The sequence below is a fragment of the Streptomyces sp. SS8 genome, assembly GCF_054072955.1.
In genome coordinates this window covers 112,593-131,264 of the sequence record NZ_JBSVCZ010000019.1, presented here as the reverse complement: position 1 = coordinate 131,264, position 18,672 = coordinate 112,593, and the positions used below count along the sequence as shown (strand labels likewise).

Sequence of the window (18,672 nt, the reverse complement as noted above, 5' to 3'; positions counted from 1 at the left end):
ACCGACCCCCGCCCCGAGCAGGGCGCCGGCTACGTACGCGTGCCCGTGGTGCCGCCCAGGGCCCCGGCGGTGCCCGAGGACGCGTTCGCGGCGCTGCGGCTGCCGGTGGTGCTGCCGGTCCCGGCCGTTCCGCCGAAGCGGACGGTGCCGGAGGCGGAGACGGCGGAGGCGGGTACTGCGGAGTCCGCCGGGGCCGCCGAGGCCTGAGCGGACGCGCGAGGGGGGGGAGCGGCCCGGCCGCTCCCCCCCTCTCTCACGCGCGCGTACGGCGTGGCTGCACGCTCACGCCATCGCGGCGTTCACACCGTCACGCGGCGGCGGAGGTGTCCGCCCCGGCGCCGCCCCGGCGGCGCACGACGTACATCGCACCGGCGCCCAGCGCCACGGCCGCTGCGCCCGCGAGACCGAACATCGGCAGCACGGAGGACGAACCGGTCTCGGCGAGCTGGCCGGCGGTGTCGACCTTGGTGACCTTGTCCGAGCTGATCGGCTTCGCACCACCGGTCTGCGGCTTGGAGTCACCGGGCTTCGGGGCGGTCGTGCCCTTCCCCAGGACGTCGAAGAAGTAGACCCAGCCGTTGTCGTCGTCGGAGACCCAGCAGCCGCGCTCGTCGGAGTACTCGCCGGCGCCGATGGCGATGCCCAGGGAGTCGGGCACACCGCCGTCGATCTTCATACGCAGCTTGAGGGTGCGCGTCTCCCCGGCGTTCAGCGTGACCGGCTCGAAGTAGCCACCCGCGCCGAGTTCGTCGGCGACGACCTGCCAGGTACCGGTCTCGGCCTTGTGGACCTCGAGGGTGAAACCGGCGGAGTAGTCGTCGTTCTCGTCAACGGAGAAGACGGTGAGGTAAGGCGCGACATCCTTGATGGCGCCCTTGCCGCTGTTGTGCATCCGGAACTCGAAGTTCTTCCAGCCGGTGCCCGCCACGACGGTGTCGGGGAGGCCGGCCAGTGAGGTCTTGAGGTCCTCGCTGATGTCGTAGATCTCCTCGCCGTCCTCGTCGACGAGGCACTGGAAGGGGGCTTCCTCTTCCCCCTCCTTGCCTTCGTCGTCGCCGGGGGCGCCGGAGTCCTCGTCCTCGTCCTCGTCCTTGTCCCCGTCGCCGGGGGCGCCGGAGTCCTCGTCCTTCTCCTGGTCGTCCCCGTCGCCGGGGGCGTCGGTCTCGTCGTCGCCGGTGGCCGGGGGCTCGGTGTCCTCGCCCTCGGTCTCGTCGTCGCCGGTGGCCGGGGGCTCGGTGTCGTCGGTCTCGGTCTTGTCGTCCGCGGCCGGGGGCTCGGTGTCCTCACCCTCGGTCTTGTCCGCGGCGGGGGTCTCCGTGTTCTCCACGGAGGTGGTCTCGTGGTCGTCGGCGTACGCGGCGGGCGCCGCGAGCAGCGCGGCGGGTGCGATGACGGCCGTGGCGGCGGCGGCCGCAAGGGCACGGCGAAGCTTCATGGGTACCTCATCTGTTTTGAGGCGAAAGGGAAGGTGAAGGGAGCCTTCGCGCAGTCGGCGCGTCGGGCTGGCAGCACAGTACGGCCGGAGCGGGAGCTTCCGCGGATACGTTCCCGAGCCCGTGACCGGCGCCGCATCCAGACCGGCGCCGCATAGGGGACGGAAGCGGGCAGTTGCCCACTCTCGCCCAGGTTTCGGTGTGCCGTATATCACGCCGGGGCGTGTTCACCGTGTGACGAATTCGTGACGGAAGGCCGCGCAACCCTTCGGGGTTTCCGTTCGTCCGGGACGTTCCCGCAGGTGGAAGCGGTGAAGCGGTGAAGCGGTAAAGCCGTGAAGCGGTGAGGTGGTGAAGCCGGTGAGGCGGCGAAGGCGGACCGCGGGGCGGTCGGTCCCCGGCGTCCCGGGGACCGACCGCTGGGTCGTGGCCGGACCGCTGTCCCCTGCCGTCCGGCCACTGCACCGGAGCGAGGTCCCACGACGCCCCTGTCCTCACCTCCCGAGGGAGGACGGCGTCTCATCGCTCCGATACGCTCCCCACGCCTCCGGGCGCCCGGCCGGCTCTGGGGTCGTCAGGTCCAACGACCGTGCTCCGCCGCGGTAATGCGCCGTACGGGTGGTCGTGCCCCGGCGGCGCGGGAGGGGACAACGGCGGCGCGGGCCCTGCGGGCTCAGGCGCGTCCGCGGCACAGCTCCAGCAGGGTCATGGCCAGCGAGGTGCCCGGCCGGCCCAGCCGCTCGCGGTAGCGGGTGAGGATCTCCATCTCGCGCGAGAGATTCACCCGGCGCCCGCCCGCGCCGATCCGGGCCCGCTGGATGCGGGCGGAGACCTCCATGCGCTCTCGCACCAGACCGATGATCCGGCGGTCCAGCTCGTCGATACGCTCGCGGTCCTGTGCGATCCGCTCGTCGGCCGCGTCGGCGGCTGCGGTCGTGGGGGCAGGGGTGGTGGTGGCCATGGCCGTACGTCCCTCCTGGGGTCGTCGGGCCCGGCGCCGGTCGCTTCCCGGGGACACGGCAGGCGCCCCGGGCCTTGACCGGCCCGGGGCGCCTGGGGAAGTCGCTCGTCAGTCGTTCACGCAGCGTGCGGCATCCCATGGCGGCCGGCCGGGCCGGTGCCATAGGTAAACCAGAAGGTCCGCGCGAACATGCGGTCCAGTATGCACCCGGAGGCGGAGCGGGACGGGCGGAGGGCCGGATGGTGAGACGGCCGATCGGGTGCACACCCCCGGTAGACTGGGCTTTCCCAGCCCAGATCCACGCCGAAAGGCAGCCAGCCCCGTGGCATCAGAGCCCACCGAGCCCACCGCGCCCGCCGACTCCACGGCCGCGCCCGACGCTCCGGACACCGTCCTCGTCGTCGACTTCGGCGCGCAGTACGCCCAGCTCATCGCCCGCCGCGTCCGCGAGGCCCGGGTCTACAGCGAGGTCGTCCCCTCCACCATGCCGGTGGCGGAGATGCTCGCCAGGGACCCGAAGGCGATCATCCTCTCCGGCGGCCCCTCGTCCGTCTATGCCGAGGACGCGCCCGGCATCGACCGCGCGCTGTTCGAGGCCGGGGTGCCCGTCTTCGGCATGTGCTACGGCTTCCAGCTGATGGCCCAGACGCTGGGCGGCACCGTCGACAACACCGGCCGCCGCGAGTACGGCGGCACGGACCTGACCGTCACCCGTCCCGGCTCCACCCTCTTCGAGGGCACCCCCGCCGAGCAGTCGGTGTGGATGTCGCACGGCGACGCCTGCTCGGCCGCGCCCGAGGGCTTCACCGTCACCGCCTCCACCGCCGGCGTCCCCGTCGCGGCCTTCGAGGACGACGAGCGCAGGCTGTACGGCGTGCAGTACCACCCCGAGGTGATGCACTCCACGCACGGCCAGCAGGTGCTGGAGCACTTCCTCTACCGGGGCGCGGGACTGAGGCCGACCTGGACGGCCGCGAACGTCGTCGAGGAGCAGGTCGCGGCCATCCGCGCCCAGGTCGGCACCAAGCGCGCGATCTGCGGCCTGTCCGGCGGAGTGGACTCCGCGGTGGCCGCCGCCCTGGTCAACAAGGCCATCGGCGAGCGTCTGACCTGCGTGTACGTGGACCACGGGCTGATGCGCAAGGGTGAGTCCGAGCAGGTCGAGAAGGACTTCGTGGCCGCCACCGGCGTCCAGCTCAAGGTGGTGGACGCCGAGAAGCGCTTCCTGGACGCACTGGCCGGAGTCTCCGACCCGGAGGAGAAGCGCAAGATCATCGGCCGGGAGTTCATCCGCGTCTTCGAGCAGGCCGCGAGCGAGATCGTCGCCGAGGCCGGCTCCGGCGAGGAGGCCGTGGAGTTCCTGGTGCAGGGCACCCTCTACCCGGACGTGGTGGAGTCCGGCGGCGGCACCGGCACCGCCAACATCAAGTCCCACCACAACGTCGGCGGGCTGCCCGAGGACCTCCAGTTCCAGCTCGTGGAGCCGCTGCGCAAGCTGTTCAAGGACGAGGTCCGGATGGTCGGCCAGGAGCTGGGCCTGCCCGAGGAGATCGTCCACCGCCAGCCGTTCCCCGGCCCCGGCCTGGGCATCCGCATCGTCGGCGAGGTGACCAAGGAGCGCCTGGACCTGCTGCGCGAGGCCGACGCCATCGCCCGCGAGGAGCTGACGGCGGCCGGGCTGGACCGCGACATCTGGCAGTGCCCGGTGGTGCTGCTCGCCGACGTCCGCTCCGTCGGCGTCCAGGGCGACGGCCGCACCTACGGGCACCCGATCGTGCTGCGCCCGGTCTCCTCGGAGGACGCGATGACGGCCGACTGGACGCGCCTGCCCTACGAGACGCTGGCCCGTATCTCGACCCGCATCACCAACGAGGTCGCCGAGGTCAACCGCGTGGTGCTGGACGTCACCAGCAAGCCGCCGGGGACCATCGAGTGGGAGTGACGCCCTCCGCGTCCCCCTGAACGTCCCCGAACGTCAACGCCCGCGCCGTCGCTCACCTCTTCGAGCGGCGGCGCGGGCGTTTTCGGGTCGATACGCTGGGGTGAGGCCGAGAATCCCGCGCATGGGAGGAACCATGACCGCCGAGCCGCTGCCCACCTCTTCGTGGCCCGTGCCGCCGCCGGACGGCTACACCGCGGACGATCTCGACCGCATCCCGGACCTCCCGCCCCACACGGAGTTGATCGACGGGAGCCTGGTCTTCGTGAGCCCGCAGAAGTACTTCCACTCGCTGGCGATGTTCCTGCTGGAGAGGGGACTCCACGAGACCGTTCCCGGCGAGCTGCGGGTGTGCCGGGAGATGGCCGTCGTACTGGGCAGGCGCAACCGCGTCGAACCGGACCTCTCGGTGCTGAGGGCGGAAGGCGTCACCGAGGAGGCCGAGGAGACCGGCTTCCGGGCCGAGGACGTCGTACTCGCCGCGGAGGTCGTCTCGCCGGACTCGGAGGAGCGGGACCGCAAGCGCAAGCCGCAGCTCTACGCGGAGGCGGGCATCCCGCACTTCTGGCGGATCGAGAAGGGGACGGGACGCCGCCCGGTCGTCTACGTCTTCGAGCTGGAGCCCGCGACGCGCGGCTACGTGCCCACCGGCATCCACCACGACCGGCTGAAGCTCACCGTCCCCTTCGACATCGACATCGACCTCACCGCGATCGACCGGCTGTAGACCGGTCGGCCGCGGACCGGCCGGTCACCCGGTCCTGGTCATCGCCGAGTCGTAGCCACCGCCGCCGGGGTAGACCCAGGCGCCGGCCAGCGTGTCGCCCGAGGCGTCGAAGGTGCCCCGGAAGTACGCGGGTGAGCCCTTCTCGCCGGCCCAGATGGTCAGGGTGTCCCCGTCGAGCTCGTAGACGTAGTCGAAGGTGTTGCCCTGGCTGTCGTGGAAGCGGGAGCGGATGTCCTCGCCCGGCTCCTCCGCGCCGAAGGGCTTCTCCCGGCCGATCACCTCCAGCCCGGTGACGCGCTGCCCGTACTGCTCCAGCTCGACCTCCTGGAGGAGGAAGAAGCCGCCCTCCATCCACCGGTAGACGACGGTGCCCTCGGCGCCGCCGGTCACCCGCCAGGAGCCGGTCAGCCGGTCCAGCGCCCTGAGCTCCTTGTCGGGCCGGGGGCCGGGGCGCCGCCGGCGCTCTCCGTGTTCTCGGCGTTCTCCGTCATGCTCGTTCCTTTCCACCGTTGTGTCACGGAGTGTCCGCGTCTTTGTGACGCCGCCCGTATGACTGGACGGGCGGGGAAAAGTAATCGGCCGACCGGAGCACTGCGCGTGCGTCGCACTGTGGGTTCCGCCCCCGACGCCAGTACGCGAGCCCCCGTCAACTCCGGTGCTACTACTCACCCCTTCGAGCGGCGGCACGGGGGTTTGCGGCAAGTCGTACCGGAGGGTTGATCACCATGGCGGCATGGACGATGTGGCGACCGCAAACGGAGTCGACGACGAGCCGTTCCCCGAGTGGCTGCGGCCCCCGCACCGGGGCTTCACCGTCGACGACCTCTTCCGCCTGACCGACCTCCCGTCCCACACCCAGCTCGTCGACGGCGCCCTGGTCTTCCGCGCCCGGCAGAGCGCGTACCACTCACTGGCCAACTCCCTGCTGGTGGAGGGCCTGCGCCGCACCTGCCCGGCACATCTGCGGGTGCGGCGGGAGATGGTCGTGGTGCTCGGCCCCGGGCAGGCGCCCGAGCCGGACGTGTCCGTGCTCCGCGCCGAGGCCGTGCGCGGGCTGGAGGCCAACCGCTACGACGCCCGGGACGTGGTGCTGGCCGTGGAGACCGTCGCCCCCGACTCGGCGATCCGCGACCGCGAACGCAAACCCCAGCTCTACGCGCGGGCGGGCATCCCGCACTTCTGGCTGGTGGAGGAGGGTACGGGCCGCCGTCCGGTGGTCCACGTCCACCGGCTCGATCCGGGAGCGGGGGCGTACGTCCTCACCGGCGTCCACGAGGGGCGGCTGACGCTCTCCGAGCCGTTCGGCATCGACATCGACCTCACCGCGATCGACCGGCTGTAGCCGGCGTGCGGCCTCCCCGTGAGCCGTCTTCGGGGTCGTTGTCAGTGGCGGCCTCTAACTTCTCCTCCAACACGGAATCACCCCGAGCGGATCCGAAGGGAAGCAGTCATGCGCAGGTTCAAGCTCCAGGTCCAGGTCAGCGTCGACGGCTACATGGCCGGGCCGAACGGCGAGATGGACTGGATGACGTTCCCCTGGACCGACGACATCGGCGCCTACATCGACGCGCTCACCAAGCCGGTCGACCACATCGTGCTGGGCCGCCGCCTCGCCGAGGGGTTCATCCCGGCGTGGGCGGCCGGACCCGAGGGCGAGACCGAGGAGACCATCGCCTGGATGAACGACACGCCCAAGACCGTGATCTCCGACTCCCTGGCCGAGTCGCCCTGGGAGAACGTCGCGGTCGCCGGCGGCGACCTCACCGAGACGGTCAACGCGCTGAAGGCGAGGCCGGGCGGGGACATCATCACCTATGGGGGCGGCACCCTCGTGCGGAACCTGATCGCCCGGGACCTGCTCGACGAACTCCACCTGTTCGTCAACCCCGTCGCGCTCGGCACCGGGATGCCCGTCTTCCCCGACACCGGCTCCCACCACCGCCTCAGCCTCGTCACCGTCCGGCCGTTCGACTGCCAGATCACCGCGCTGCACTACGAGCCGAAGCGCTCCTGACCGGCGCGGGAACCCACCACGCGCCGCGCGGGACGGGGGTCCGCGCGGCGCACACGCTCAGCCCTTCCGGCGGCGGTTTCGGGGAGCCGGAAGACGGCCCGGTGCGGTGCCATCCGCCCGGCACCGCCGCCTGTGCTGTCACGCCATTCCGCGCAGAGGGAGTTGACGGGTTACGCGGCTCGCTCGTCCCCGCCGCGGAGTGTGGAGAGGAACGCGGACCACGCTGTGGGGGACAGGCGTATGCAGGGGCCGCCGGGCTCCTTGGAGTCGCGTACGGCCATGCCCCTCTCTGTGAGGCGGACCTCGACACAGTCACCGTTCTGCATGCTGTGACTGCTTTTGAACCACTCGGCGCTGAGAGCGGACATGGCCTCTTCCTTAGCTTCGGGGCAGTTCGTCGGCGATCTGCATGATCAACGCTTCAGACTCCAGCGGGCTGAGGGCCGAGGCTCGAATGTGGTCGAACACACTGTTGTAGTGGGCCGTGTCGTCAGCCGCTTCCAGGTAGGCGTGACTGGTGAAGTGCTCCAGAAGCACGACCTCCAGCTGAGCCGGAGCGGGGAAGCCGTAGAGGGTGAAGGGGAGCATCCCTCCCTTGCACGCCCCTGCTGTGAAGGGTAGTACCTGCAACGTTACGTTCGGAAGCTGCGCCATCTCGACGAGGTGGCGCAGTTGTTCGCTCAGCACTGCCGGCCCGCCGACCTGCTGCCGTAGAGCGGTCTCGCCGAGCACCAGCCACATGTTCAGTGGTTCCGCCTCGGAGCGCGTCAGTGCCTTCTGCCGCTCCAGCCTGATACGCAGCCTGGTCTGCTGATCCTCGTTGAGAGGGCCGGCGCTCCCGCCCTGGATGATGGCCGTCGCGTACGCCTTGGTCTGCAACAGGGCGTGGACTGTGCTCGGTTGAAAGCCACGGCAGGTCGCCACCTCTTCTTCCAGGCCGATCAGCTCCAGGAAGTCCTGCGGCAGTTTGTCCTCCAGGACACGCCACCAACGCTGACGACGGCTCTCGCGTGCGAGTGCGAGCCAGCCCTCGCGCACCGAGTTGTCCTTGACCCCGTAGAAATCCAGCAGGACGCGGAGGTCGAGTTGACGGATGCCGCTGCGTCCCGACTCGATACGACTGACCTTGCCCGGATGGCAGCTCAACTCGCGTGCCGCATCCTCCAGATACAGGCCCTTCTCCTCACGCAACCGCCGGAGGTTGGTCCCCAACACTCGGCGCCGCACAGTCGGTCTCAGCTCACCAGACACCTCTACCTCCCTGCCATCGCGCATGCATGTTGTCACAATCCGCATGCGCACCGTACTGGATCTCCAAGTGAATCAAGTTGATTCACTTGCAACTTGGCGAGCATGTGGGCGCTCTACTGAGAGTCATCGACTGATCGCGCGAAGTGTCTTGGTCGGCATGGTGCAGCGCCATGCCGCTACCTCGACACGTCCCTGAGAGGTGCACGCATGACCGAACAGCTCCCCACCGCTTGTGTTGTCCTCCGTGAGGACAGGCTCGACTACACCCCGTTTCCCAGCAGCGTGAGCCTGGCTCGGCGCCGGACGGCACGGCTGGTGGGCGAGTGGGGGCACCCCGGCGTGGCCGGGGACGCATCGCTGATCGTCAGCGAACTGGCCGGCAACGCACTGCTGCACGGCCGCGTGCTGGGGCGGCTGTTCCGGGTCCACTTGATGCTGACGGCGTCGGCGCTACGCATCGAGGTCAGCGACGCACGCGGGGAGCAGTGCCCTGAACCCAGGAGCCCGGCCGACGACGAGCAGTTCGGCCGGGGCCTGCTGATCGTGGACGCCCTTGCCGCGCGCTGGGGCGTCACTCCGCGCACGGTCGGCAAGACGGTCTGGGCCGAGATCGGCCTGGGGCAGACGCGGAGTGATTGACGGCGGGATGCGAACCGGCGCACTTCCGCCGGGGCGTCAGCGAGGTAGGAGCAACCGGGCGGTACCCGGCCGTACCCGCCGGAGAGGGAAACTCACACCAGGCGGCGGGCCGTGGCCCAGCGGGTGAGTTCGTGGCGGTTGGAGAGCTGGAGCTTGCGCAGCACCGCCGAGACGTGGCTCTCGACGGTCTTGACCGAGATGAACAGCTGCTTGGCGATCTCCTTGTAGGCGTAGCCGCGCGCGATCAGGCGCAGCACCTCGCGCTCGCGCTGGGTGAGGCGGTCCAGGTCCTCGTCCACCGGCGGGGCGTCGGTGGAGGCGAAGGCGTCCAGAACGAAGCCCGCCAGGCGCGGGGAGAACACCGCGTCGCCCTCGGCGACCCGGAAGACGGCCCGGACCAGGTCCGCGCCGGTGATCGTCTTGGTGACGTAGCCGCGGGCGCCGCCGCGGATGACGCCGATGACGTCCTCGGCCGCGTCCGAGACCGACAGGGCCAGGAAGCGCACCGGACGCTCGGGGTCGGCCATCAGCGTGGCGCTGCGGCGCAGCACCTCCACCCCGCCGCCGCCGGGCAGGTGGACGTCGAGCAGGACGACGTCGGGGCGGGTCGCGGTGATGACGGTGACCGCCTGGTCCACGTCGGCGGCCTCGCCGACGACCTCGACGCCGGTCTCGGCGGTGTTCCCGATCTCCGCCTGGACGCCCGTGCGGAACATCCGGTGGTCGTCCACCAGGACCACCCGGGCCCGGTGCTGCTCCTCGTTCATGCTTCCGCCCTCTCCATCTCCAGCTCCACCACCGTGCCGCCCTCGGGGGCGGAACGCAGCACCGCCGTACCGCCGTTGCGCCGCATCCGGCCGATGATCGACTCCCGTACGCCCATCCGGTCCGGCGGCACCGCGTCCAGGTCGAAGCCGGGGCCGTGGTCGCGCACGGAGACGAAGACCGTACGCCCCTCGACCTCGGCGAAGACCTGCACCGGACCGCCCTCGCCACCGTACTTGGCGGCGTTGACCATCGCCTCCCTGGCGGCCTGGAGCTGTGCGGCCAGCCTCTCGTCCAGTGGGCAGTCGCCGACGCAGACCACCTCCACCGGCACCCCGTGGTGGTCCTCCACCTCGGCGGCCGCCGCCCGCACCGCGTCGGCCAGGGTGTCCGGCTCCTCCTCCTCGTCCCTGCCCGTGCCGCTCGGCCTGTAGAGCCAGGCCCGCAGCTCGCGCTCCTGGGCGCGGGCGAGACGGGCCACCTCGCGGGGGTTGTCCGCGTTGCGCTGGATCAGGGTGAGGGTGTGCAGGACGGAGTCGTGGACGTGGGCGGCCACCTCGGCCCGCTCCTGCGCCCGGATGCGCATCAGGCGCTCCTCGGACAGGTCCTGCGTGAGGCGGACCAGATACGGGCCGGCCAGCAGCGCCGTACCGACCAGCAGCGCCAGCGACGCCTGGAGCACCGTGCCCAGGTGCGGGCCCAGGCCCCGGGTGACGGCGAAGCCGGTGATGCCCACGCCGACCAGGAGGGCGCCCGCCGCGCTGCGGGCGATGGGCAGCAGCCGCCTGCGGCGGCTGACCTCCGCCCAGTGGGCCCGCCGGGAGTTGTCCGCCTGCCGCCAGACGACGGCCACGCCGATCCCGGCCAGCAGCAGCGGCCACACGTAGGCGTTCGCCTCGCCGAACTGGAGGTTGGATCCCAGGGCCCCCAGCGCCACGACCAGGACCAGCACCGCCAGGAGCTGGCCCTTGCCGGGCCTGCGGACATGCCACGGACCGTCCGCCCTCCTGGGCGCGGCCTCGACGCCGCCCGCGCCCAGCGGCACGAAGAACCAGAAGGCGGCGTACAGCAGGACGCCCAGCCCGTTGGTCATGAACAGCATGAGGAAGACGATCCGCACCCAGGAGGCCGGTACGCCCAGGTGCCCGGCCAGCCCGCGTGCGACACCGCCGAGCAGCCGTCCCTCGGAGCTGCGGTAGAGCCTGCGCAGGGGTGGGGACTCGGCGGCGGGCGGCGGGGCGGTGGTGGTCACGGCACGATCGTCACACGGACGGGTGGCGCGGGGCATCAGGGTCGGTCCCTGATCCGGCCCGGAGAACTCAGGGTCGCCTCCGGGACGCCCCCTGATGTCCCCGGGGCGGGCGGCACGCCACCATGGTCCCCATGAAAGACGCCCAGCCGCCCTCCGGCGAGCCCCGGCCGGACGCGCCGGAAGCCCCGGAAACCCCTCGGGCCCCGGACGCCGCGCGGCTCACCCGCAGCCGCCGGCACAAGGCCGTCGCCGGGGTGTGCGGCGGCCTGGGCCGCCACTACGACCTCGATCCGGTGATCTTCCGCGTGCCGCTGGCCGTGCTGTCGGTCGTGGGCGGTCTCGGCCTGCTCTTCTACGGCTTCGCCTGGCTGCTCGTCCCGCTGGAGGGCGAGGACGAGAACGAGGGACGGCGGCTGCTGACGGGCCGGGTGGAGGGCACGACGCTGAGCGCAGTGCTGTGCGCGCTCGTCGGCAGCGGGCTGTTCCTGAACTCGCTGGGCAGCGGGGACGGCGGTACGCAGACGTTCTCCGTGCTGCTGGCCGGGGCCGTCGCCGGGGCGGCCTACTGGTCCCGGCACCGGCGCCGCACCGCCACCGCTGAGGAACAGGGGAGCCCGGCGGACCCGATGACGGCGCACGCCGTCGCCGACGCGCCCCCCGAGGCCCAGGCCCCGCCCGCCCCGGCCGGGCCGTCGTGGTGGCGCGAGCCGCTGACGAAGGACGGGCCGCCGCAGACGCCGGAGGACACCGGATACCTGTGGGGGCCGGAGGACGAGCCCTCCGTCGGCCCGTACGCGAGCGAGTCCCCGTACGCGAGCGCGCCCCCGTACGGGAAGGAGGCGCCGTACGGGAAGGAGGCGCCGGGCGGGGACGGGTCCGGCCCCGGCCGGCCCGGCGCGCCGCGCGGACGCCGGTCCATCGGCGGCCCGCTCCTCCTGCTGGCCCTGGCCGCGGCGGTGATCGGCGCCGCCGCCGTCTGGCACACGCAGCCGCTGGGCGTCGCGCTCTCCGTCGGCCTCGGCTCGGCGCTGGGCGTCTTCGTTCTGGGCGCGCTGGTCAGCGTCTTCTACGGGCGGATCGGCGGGGGGACGTTCTTCGCGATCATGTGCACCGGCCTGCTGCTGGCGGGCTCGATGCTGCTGCCGAGGGACATCACCACCGACTGGGCGGACCGGGCGTGGAGCCCGGCGAGCGCGGCGACGGTCCAGGAGCGGTACGAACTGGGCACCGGCTCGGCCCTGCTCGACCTCTCGGGAGCGAGTCCGGGCGAGGGCCGGACGCTGAGCACGGTGCTCGACCTGGGCGCGGGCGAGGCGCGGATCACCGTCCCCCACGACGTCGAGGTGAAGCTGACCGTCGACGTGGGCGTCGGCGGCTACCGGCTCGCCGGACTGCCCGGGGACGACGGCTGGGGGACCGCCCAGGGAGGCGGCATCGGGATCGCCGAGCGGCGCACACTGCCCCCGGCCGAGGACGGCGGCCCGGGAGGCACGCTGCGGCTGACCGTCCGTGTCGGGGTGGGCGAGGTCGTGATCGTGCAGCACCTGCCGGACCGAGCGGCGGAGGAGGGGGACGGCCCCGGGAAGCCGGGTGAGGGGCCGGTGAAGGAGCCGGCGGGGATCGCGGGCGGCGGTGCGGTGTGCGCCCGGCCGCCGGACGGCCGTCAGCCGGACGGGTCGGGGAAGGATCCCCGGACCGTGTGCTCGCCGTCCGCGGCCGAGGCGGTCGCGGTGTAACCGTCGCCCGCCGTCTCCCGCGCACCGGCCGCGTGGTCGTACTGGGCCGCGAAGACGTGCCGCCCGGCGGGGACGGTCCGGCCCTCCTTCAGCGTCCAGCGGTAGACCAGCGCGCCGCCGGTCTCGCGCGCGGTGACGGTGAAGTCCTCCTCGGGCAGGGTCCGCCAGCTCCCGGTGTGCCGTACGCCGCCGGTCTGGGCGATCCGCACCTCCAGCACGAGCGAGGTGAGGGGCTCGCGGGTGGTGAGTGTGACGTTGCTCTGCGCCCAGTAGGCGTTGCTGTGGGGATCGACGGCGCCCTCGGAGCGCAGCGGCCCGCTGCCCGGCGCGTCCGGGGCCCGGCCGGCGGGGGAGGACCGCGCGGCGTCCGGGCCGGGCGGGGCCGGGAGCGGGCCGGTGGCCACCTCCCGCGCCGGGCCGTCCTCGCGCACCGGGGAGGTGAGGGCGTGGACGCCGGCGAGGAGCGCCGCGGTCGAGACCACGGTGACGAGGACGACGCGGGGCCACGGCACGCCGCGCGCCCGGACGCGGGAGCGGCCGGGGCCGCCGTCCGGCCCGGCGGAGACGGCCCGGCTCACCCGTGCGTACATGCGCGCCCGGTCCGGCCGGTAGGAGCCGGCCTCTTCCCGCAGCAGCTCGTGCAGGGGATCCATCGATTCAGCGCTCTCTTCCCACCAGTTCGCCGGCGGCCCGGGTGCCCAGCAGCCGGCGCAGCTCCGCCATGCCCTTGGACGTCTGGCTCTTGACGGTACCCACCGAGATGCCGAGGGCGAGCGCGGTCTCCTTCTCGGAGAGATCCAGGGCGTAGCGGAGCACCACGCAGGCGCGCTTGCCGAAGGACAGCCTCGCCAGGGCCGTCCGCACGTCCACGACGGCCGCCACGTCCGGATCGTCCACCCGCTCGGGGCGCTGGAGGCGGAACAGGGCGATGCGGCGCCGCTCGCGCACCGCGCCGCGGATGCGGGAGCGGGCCTTGTTGGCGACGACGCCGCGGGCGTAGGCGACCGGGTGGTCGGCGCGGCGTACGCGGTCCCAGCGGTGCCAGAGTTCGGCCAGCGCGTCGGCCGCCAGGTCCTCGGCCGCGTCCGGTTCGCCCGTCAGCATGTACGCGAGGCGGGCGAGTTCGGCGTGGTGGCGCTCGAAGAAGTCATGGAACTCGGCCGACGCGTCGTCCAGGACCATGGCGAGCCTCCGTTTGGTGTGCTCATGCCCGGCATGGGGCGCTGAGCATAGTAACCGCTTGCGAAACCTTGTTTCGTAAGTCTCCGGCTCCGTCTCCCGCCGGCGCGGGGAAAATTCCGCACCGGCGGCAACCTTCCGGGCCCCGGCGGCGACATGAGGCTGCAAACACCCCCCACGAGAGTCGGGAACCCTCCTATGAACCAGAGAAGCCATCAGCGCGGCGGCCACCGCAGGCGGTTCACCCGCCGCCGCACCGTCGCGGCCCTGACCGCCGCCGTGGCCACGGGGGCGGCGGTCGCCACCGGCGCCGTGCTCACGTCTTCGGCGGGCGCCGCCGCCACCTGGCCGACCGCCAAGGGCACCAAGGCCGTCTCCTCCACCATCGAGGTGTCGGGCACCCTCGACGGCGGCATGACGCGCTACTACGGCAGCGGCAAGCTGGGCGGCGACGGTCAGGACGAGGGCCAGGACCCGATCTTCAAGCTGAAGGACGGGGCCGTCCTGAAGAACGTGATCCTCGGCGCCCCCGCCGCCGACGGCGTGCACTGCACGGGCAGCTGCACCCTGCAGAACGTGTGGTGGGAGGACGTCGGCGAGGACGCGGCCACCTTCAAGGGCACCTCCTCCTCGGCGAAGTACACCGTCACCGGCGGCGGCGCCCGCAAGGCCTCTGACAAGGTCTTCCAGTTCAACGGGGCGGGCACGCTGACGGTGCGGAACTTCGACGTGGCCGACTTCGGCAAGCTGGTGCGCGCCTGCGGCAACTGCAAGAAGCAGTACACCCGGCACGTCGTCGTCGACGGTGTGACGGTCACCGCGCCCGGCAAGTCCCTGGCCGGCATCAACAGCAACTACGGGGACACCGCCACCCTGCGGAACATCACGATCACCGGCGACCCCGGCAGGAAGATCACGCCGTGCGAGCGCTACCAGGGCAACAACACCGGCAAGGAGCCGTCCAGGATCGGCAGCGGCCCGGACGGCAAGCACTGCCTCTACTCCGCCTCCGACATCACCTACCGGTGAGCCGCCGCTGAGCCGATGCCGGACAACCGCTGAGCAACCGCTGAGCGACCCCTCCAGCCGCCCGCGCCCGCCGGTGTCCCCTCTCCCGGCGGGCGCGGGCACGGGCGGAGCTCTCCGGCGGTCCGGCCCTCCGGCGGCCCGTCAGTCCAGGACGTCGATGGAGTAGCGGTTGGTCTCCACGCCCGCCGCGGTGATCACCTGCACCTCCACCCGGCCGGGCTCGACGTCCACCGGCACGGGGACGGTCAGCACGGTGTCGGCCGGGTTGGCGAAGCCCCCGGCCACCGGGACCAGGGGGACGTGGACGTGGACGGCGCCGATGCGCACCGTCGTCCGGGCCAGCCGGTCCGGTGCCTCGGCGCCGGGCGGCACGAAGCCCGAGCCGCGGATCTCGATGTCGTCGCCGGTGCGGATCGGCGAGTCCAGGTCGCCCACCTCGCGGGAGCGGACGACGGACAGGATGACGGGCCGGCCGCCCTCGGAGTACTTCCCGGCCAGGTACGTCAGCGCCGAGATCGCCACCAGCAGCGCCAGGCCCCAGGGCAGATCCGGCAGTTCGCCGGGCCGGCGGGCCAGCCGTACCGCCGCGAGGACCGCCGCCACCGAGCACACCGCCACGTACTGCACGTCCGTGAAGGAGCCGCGCCCGCCGTCGTCGGTGAGCAGGTCGGCGGCGCGCGGCCGGTCGGCGCGCACCTTCTGCAGGCGCTGCGCCCGCACCCGCAGCGCGACGGCCCGGTGCACGGTGACGGCGACCGCGCAGCACAGGGCGAGGACGGTCAGCAGCCCGGCGCCGCGCCCCAGGTCCAGGCCGGCGAGCAGCCGGGCGGGCGCGTCCGCGCCGGGCGCGAGGGCCAGTCCGACGGCGACGACCAGCACGGAGTAGGAGGCCAGCAGCACCCAGACGGCGGCGACCGTGCGCGAGGTGGACAGCCGCCCGTCCTCGCCGGTCACCGGCGCCAGCACCCCGCCGCGCGCCCGGTGCAGCACCGCGGCGGCGGTCAGCGCGGCCGCGCAGACCAGCGCGGCGGCCAGCCCGGCGGTGCGACCGGTCGTCCAGCCCGCGCCGAGCACCGCGGTGACGGCCTGGACGGCCAGCAGCAGCGCGACCGCGCCCCAGACGGCGGCGGCGGTGCGCCGCCACAACCCGCCCAGCCGGAAGGCGGCCTCGGCGTGGGTGTGTTCGGCGACGGTGCGGGCCGCCTGGGTCAGTTCGTCGGAGACCCACTGGCGGGAGGCGCCGGGCGAGTGGGCGAGGGCCGCGGGCACTCCGACACCGGCCGCGAGTTCGTCGCGCCGCCGCCGGAACCCGGCCAGTGCGCGGCGGCGGCCCTCCCGCACCCCGTGCGGGCAGTCCGCGCAGGCACAGCCGCCGTCCCCGGCAGGCGGAGTGCCGCCCGCCGAGCCGGACGGCCTCGCCGTCCCCTTCGGGGGCGCGCCCGCCGTACCGCCGCCCCGCGCCGTGTCCACGGCCACTGTCGACCCACCTCTCCCCGGCTCTCCCCGAGCCGCCGACTCTCCGGCAACGGGAGGGAATTGTGCCCTACGGGGAAGGGGGCCGGGGCGGTGTTCCCGGTGGTTCCCGGCTGTTCCCGGCTGACCCACGGTTCGCTGCCGGCCCGTTCCCGGCCCGCCCCGGCCCCGCTCTCCCGGGCGCGCAGGCCGGTTCGCGGTGGCGGCGGGGCGGGGAGGCGCTGCCGGGAGCGCCGCGCGTTCACCACCCGGACGAGTGAGCCGCCCCGGCGGACGGTGTGCCTCCCGGGGGTGACGGAGGTGTCCGGTCCTCCTCCGCCGGTCCGCCGGGCCGGTCCGGGGCCGCGCGGCCGGCGCGGTGGCGGGAGCCTGGTGAGCGCCCTGGCCGAGGGCGGTGGGGGAGCCCCGGATACGCTCGCGTGCCATGGAGGCACTCACCCACTTCTTCGTCGGCCTGCACATCGTCGGCATCGGCGCCCTGCTCGGCGGCTTCATGACCCAGATGAAGGCCATGGGGGCCGGCGAGGCCCGCATCGTCCCGGCGATGCTGCACGGCGCCCTCACCATGCTGGTCACGGGCATCGCCCTGGTCGGCCTGAACGAGGCGGACGGCCAGACCGTCAACCACATAAAGATCGGCGTGAAGCTCGCCCTGCTGGTGGCGATCCTCGGCCTGGTCTACGTCAAGCGGGACGAGGAGCGGCTGCCCGCGCCGCTGTTCGGCACCATCGGCCTGCTCACCGTCGCCAACATCTTCATCGCCGTCATGTGGGTGTAGCCGGCGCACGTACAGCGGGCGGAGGGCGGCGGTGCGAGGCACCGCCGCCCTCCGTTCGTCTCAGGCCGGACGGACCGCGCTGTGGAAGGGCATGTTGTCGATGGACTCGTAGCGCACCTCGGCGCCCGGCTTCGGCGCGTGGATCATCTGGCCGCCGCCCGCGTAGATGCCGACGTGGCTGATGTCGTCGTAGAAGAAGACCAGGTCGCCCGGCCGCATGTCGGCCCTGGCGATCCGGGTGCCCGCCTCCACCTGGTCGTAGGTGGTGCGCGGCAGTGAGACGCCGGCGCTGAGCCAGGCGGCCTGCGTCAGACCCGAGCAGTCGTAGGAGTTGGGGCCGGTGGCGCCCCAGACGTACGGCTTGCCGAGCTGGGCCTCGGCGAAGGCGAGCACCTTGTCGGCCTTCGCGGTGTACGAGTCGTCCGCGGTGCCACCGCCGGTGCCCGTGTCCGTGCCGCTGTCCGCCGGAGCCTCGGCCTGCTCCTCGCTCCCGGCGGCGGCCTCGCGGCGGGCCTCCTCCTGCCGCTCGCGCTCGGCAGCGGCGGCGGCCGCCTTGCGACGGGCCTCCTCCTGCCGCTTGCGCTCGGCGGCGGCCAGGCGCGCCTTCTCCTCGGCGGTCAGCTCGGACAGCAGCTTGCGGGCCTGCGCCAGCTTGCCCTGGACGGTCTTCCTGGTGTCCGCCAGCTCCTCCTGGGCGTCGGTGAGCTCGGCCAGGCTCGCCGAGGCCTCCGAACGCTTCTTCTGGACGGCGCGCTGCTGGTCCCGGTAGTCGTCGACGGCCTGCCGCTGGCGGTCGGTGATCCGGTCCATCAGGTGCTTCTGGCCGAAGAAGTCCTGGGGGTTGTCGGACAGGAGCAGCACCGCGGTGCCGGAGACCCCTCCGGTGCGGTACTGCGCGGTGGCGTAGCCGCCCAGCTTCCGGCGGGCGTCGTTGAGCTTTTCCGCGCGCTCGGCCGCCTCGTCCAGGAGCCGGTCGACCTTCTCGCGCTGCTCGTCCGTCCTCTCCTTGGCCGCGTTGTACTTCTGCGTCGCGCTGCCCGCCTCCCGGTACAGCGCGTCCACCCGCTCGCGGACCTCCTCGACGGAGGGCCTGCCGTCCCCGGGCGAGGCATGGGCGGGCCCCTGGGACAGGAGGGTCGCGGAGGCGATGGCCGCGGTGGTGAGTCCGACCGCTCCGCGCCGGGAGGCGGGGGACAGCAGAGGGGTACGCGGTCTGCGGTGCGACGCCAAGGCGAGCGCTCCTTCCGTGGAACACCGCCTACCGGGTTAGCTGACGGGTTCGGGCGTCGGAAGTTTCGCCCTACGGGCCCGCGGGCCCGATTCACCCCGTGGGGAGTGGGTCCCCGGCCCCGGCCGCACGGCCGGGCTCGGCGGAGGCCGCCCGTGCCGGCGCTGTCGCCGGCGAGGGGTCCGGGCCGCCTGACGCTGGACCGTAGAGCACTGGTGGGGCCCTTGTGAAGACTGGTGTTCGGTATATCCCGAAACCGATTCGTTAT

At 72.9% G+C, this 18,672-nt stretch carries 20 protein-coding genes and 1 riboswitch; of the genes, 9 read left to right on the top strand and 11 right to left on the bottom strand.

Annotated features, from left to right (window positions below):
* Positions 1-207 (top strand): hypothetical protein (locus ACW69E_RS19060; protein WP_457499468.1); only part of this gene is annotated, 207 nt, incomplete at its 5' end.
* 100 nt (positions 208-307) lie between these two features.
* Here the strand turns inward: ACW69E_RS19060 and ACW69E_RS19055 are convergent.
* A complete protein-coding gene (locus tag ACW69E_RS19055; protein WP_457499467.1) occupies positions 308-1,435 on the bottom strand; it encodes an LAETG motif-containing sortase-dependent surface protein in 1,128 nt (375 codons plus the stop codon).
* Positions 1,436-2,106: 671 nt separating this feature from the next.
* The gene (locus ACW69E_RS19050; protein WP_457499466.1) at positions 2,107-2,394 is read right to left on the bottom strand and encodes a chorismate mutase; all 288 of its coding nucleotides are present in this window, start codon (positions 2,392-2,394) and stop codon (positions 2,107-2,109) included.
* A gap of 322 nt (positions 2,395-2,716) precedes the next feature.
* Here ACW69E_RS19050 and guaA point away from each other — a divergent pair, with 322 nt between their 5' ends.
* A complete protein-coding gene (guaA, locus tag ACW69E_RS19045) occupies positions 2,717-4,336 on the top strand; it encodes a glutamine-hydrolyzing GMP synthase (RefSeq protein WP_457499465.1) in 1,620 nt (539 codons plus the stop codon).
* A gap of 133 nt (positions 4,337-4,469) precedes the next feature.
* Positions 4,470-5,060 carry a Uma2 family endonuclease gene (locus tag ACW69E_RS19040; RefSeq protein WP_237880144.1) on the top strand — a complete coding sequence of 197 codons (591 nt, stop codon included), beginning with the start codon at positions 4,470-4,472 and terminating at the stop codon, positions 5,058-5,060.
* Positions 5,061-5,084: 24 nt separating this feature from the next.
* On the opposite strand, the gene ACW69E_RS19035 is transcribed toward ACW69E_RS19040, so the two are convergent.
* Complete coding sequence (locus ACW69E_RS19035) at positions 5,085-5,477, bottom strand: hypothetical protein (RefSeq protein ID WP_457499475.1); 393 nt, start codon at positions 5,475-5,477, stop codon at positions 5,085-5,087.
* A 316-nt stretch (positions 5,478-5,793) separates the two neighbouring features.
* Between ACW69E_RS19035 and ACW69E_RS19030 the strand changes: the two genes are divergently transcribed.
* Positions 5,794-6,402: a Uma2 family endonuclease gene (locus ACW69E_RS19030; protein WP_457499464.1), complete on the top strand. Its 609-nt coding sequence runs from the start codon at positions 5,794-5,796 to the stop codon at positions 6,400-6,402.
* 108 nt (positions 6,403-6,510) lie between these two features.
* Positions 6,511-7,074, top strand: a complete 564-nt coding sequence (locus ACW69E_RS19025) for a dihydrofolate reductase family protein (protein WP_457499463.1) — start codon at positions 6,511-6,513, stop codon at positions 7,072-7,074.
* 170 nt (positions 7,075-7,244) lie between these two features.
* Here ACW69E_RS19025 and ACW69E_RS19020 read toward each other — a convergent pair whose 3' ends face one another.
* Together ACW69E_RS19020 and ACW69E_RS19015 are read right to left on the bottom strand one after the other, a co-directional pair.
* A complete protein-coding gene (locus tag ACW69E_RS19020) occupies positions 7,245-7,442 on the bottom strand; it encodes a DUF397 domain-containing protein (RefSeq protein WP_457499462.1) in 198 nt (65 codons plus the stop codon).
* A gap of 10 nt (positions 7,443-7,452) precedes the next feature.
* Positions 7,453-8,349: a helix-turn-helix domain-containing protein gene (locus tag ACW69E_RS19015; RefSeq protein WP_457499461.1), complete on the bottom strand. Its 897-nt coding sequence runs from the start codon at positions 8,347-8,349 to the stop codon at positions 7,453-7,455.
* Between the two features lie 183 nt (positions 8,350-8,532).
* On the opposite strand from ACW69E_RS19015, the gene ACW69E_RS19010 reads away from it, so the two are divergent.
* Positions 8,533-8,964: an ATP-binding protein gene (locus ACW69E_RS19010; protein WP_457499460.1), complete on the top strand. Its 432-nt coding sequence runs from the start codon at positions 8,533-8,535 to the stop codon at positions 8,962-8,964.
* 92 nt (positions 8,965-9,056) lie between these two features.
* Here ACW69E_RS19010 and ACW69E_RS19005 read toward each other — a convergent pair whose 3' ends face one another.
* Positions 9,057-9,731: a LuxR C-terminal-related transcriptional regulator gene (locus tag ACW69E_RS19005; RefSeq protein WP_457499459.1), complete on the bottom strand. Its 675-nt coding sequence runs from the start codon at positions 9,729-9,731 to the stop codon at positions 9,057-9,059.
* Positions 9,728-11,017 (bottom strand): PspC domain-containing protein, encoded by a 1,290-nt coding sequence (locus ACW69E_RS19000; RefSeq protein WP_457499458.1) that lies wholly within the window; start codon positions 11,015-11,017, stop codon positions 9,728-9,730. The genes ACW69E_RS19005 and ACW69E_RS19000 overlap by 4 nt, the downstream gene beginning before the upstream one ends.
* Before the next feature lie 95 nt (positions 11,018-11,112).
* On the opposite strand from ACW69E_RS19000, the gene ACW69E_RS18995 reads away from it, so the two are divergent.
* On the top strand, positions 11,113-12,717 hold the full coding sequence (locus tag ACW69E_RS18995) for a PspC domain-containing protein (protein ID WP_457499457.1): 1,605 nt from the start codon (positions 11,113-11,115) through the stop codon (positions 12,715-12,717).
* Here the strand turns inward: ACW69E_RS18995 and ACW69E_RS18990 are convergent.
* The gene (locus ACW69E_RS18990; protein ID WP_457499456.1) at positions 12,645-13,370 is read right to left on the bottom strand and encodes a hypothetical protein; all 726 of its coding nucleotides are present in this window, start codon (positions 13,368-13,370) and stop codon (positions 12,645-12,647) included. The two genes, ACW69E_RS18995 and ACW69E_RS18990, sit on opposite strands and share 73 nt — an antisense overlap.
* A gap of 4 nt (positions 13,371-13,374) precedes the next feature.
* Positions 13,375-13,899 carry a SigE family RNA polymerase sigma factor gene (locus tag ACW69E_RS18985; protein ID WP_457499455.1) on the bottom strand — a complete coding sequence of 175 codons (525 nt, stop codon included), beginning with the start codon at positions 13,897-13,899 and terminating at the stop codon, positions 13,375-13,377.
* A gap of 195 nt (positions 13,900-14,094) precedes the next feature.
* Between ACW69E_RS18985 and ACW69E_RS18980 the strand changes: the two genes are divergently transcribed.
* Positions 14,095-14,925, top strand: a complete 831-nt coding sequence (locus tag ACW69E_RS18980) for a pectate lyase (RefSeq protein WP_457499454.1) — start codon at positions 14,095-14,097, stop codon at positions 14,923-14,925.
* Positions 14,926-15,066: 141 nt separating this feature from the next.
* On the opposite strand, the gene ACW69E_RS18975 is transcribed toward ACW69E_RS18980, so the two are convergent.
* Positions 15,067-16,401, bottom strand: coding sequence for a hypothetical protein (locus ACW69E_RS18975; protein ID WP_457499453.1), 1,335 nt, complete (start codon positions 16,399-16,401; stop codon positions 15,067-15,069).
* Between the two features lie 421 nt (positions 16,402-16,822).
* Between ACW69E_RS18975 and ACW69E_RS18970 the strand changes: the two genes are divergently transcribed.
* Positions 16,823-17,176 carry a hypothetical protein gene (locus ACW69E_RS18970; protein ID WP_237880682.1) on the top strand — a complete coding sequence of 118 codons (354 nt, stop codon included), beginning with the start codon at positions 16,823-16,825 and terminating at the stop codon, positions 17,174-17,176.
* A gap of 60 nt (positions 17,177-17,236) precedes the next feature.
* Here the strand turns inward: ACW69E_RS18970 and ACW69E_RS18965 are convergent, their stop codons facing one another.
* Positions 17,237-18,406 (bottom strand): NlpC/P60 family protein, encoded by a 1,170-nt coding sequence (locus tag ACW69E_RS18965; RefSeq protein WP_457499452.1) that lies wholly within the window; start codon positions 18,404-18,406, stop codon positions 17,237-17,239.
* Positions 18,407-18,416: 10 nt separating this feature from the next.
* Positions 18,417-18,559: riboswitch (cyclic di-AMP (ydaO/yuaA leader) on the bottom strand.
* Positions 18,560-18,672: the final 113 nt, after the last annotated feature.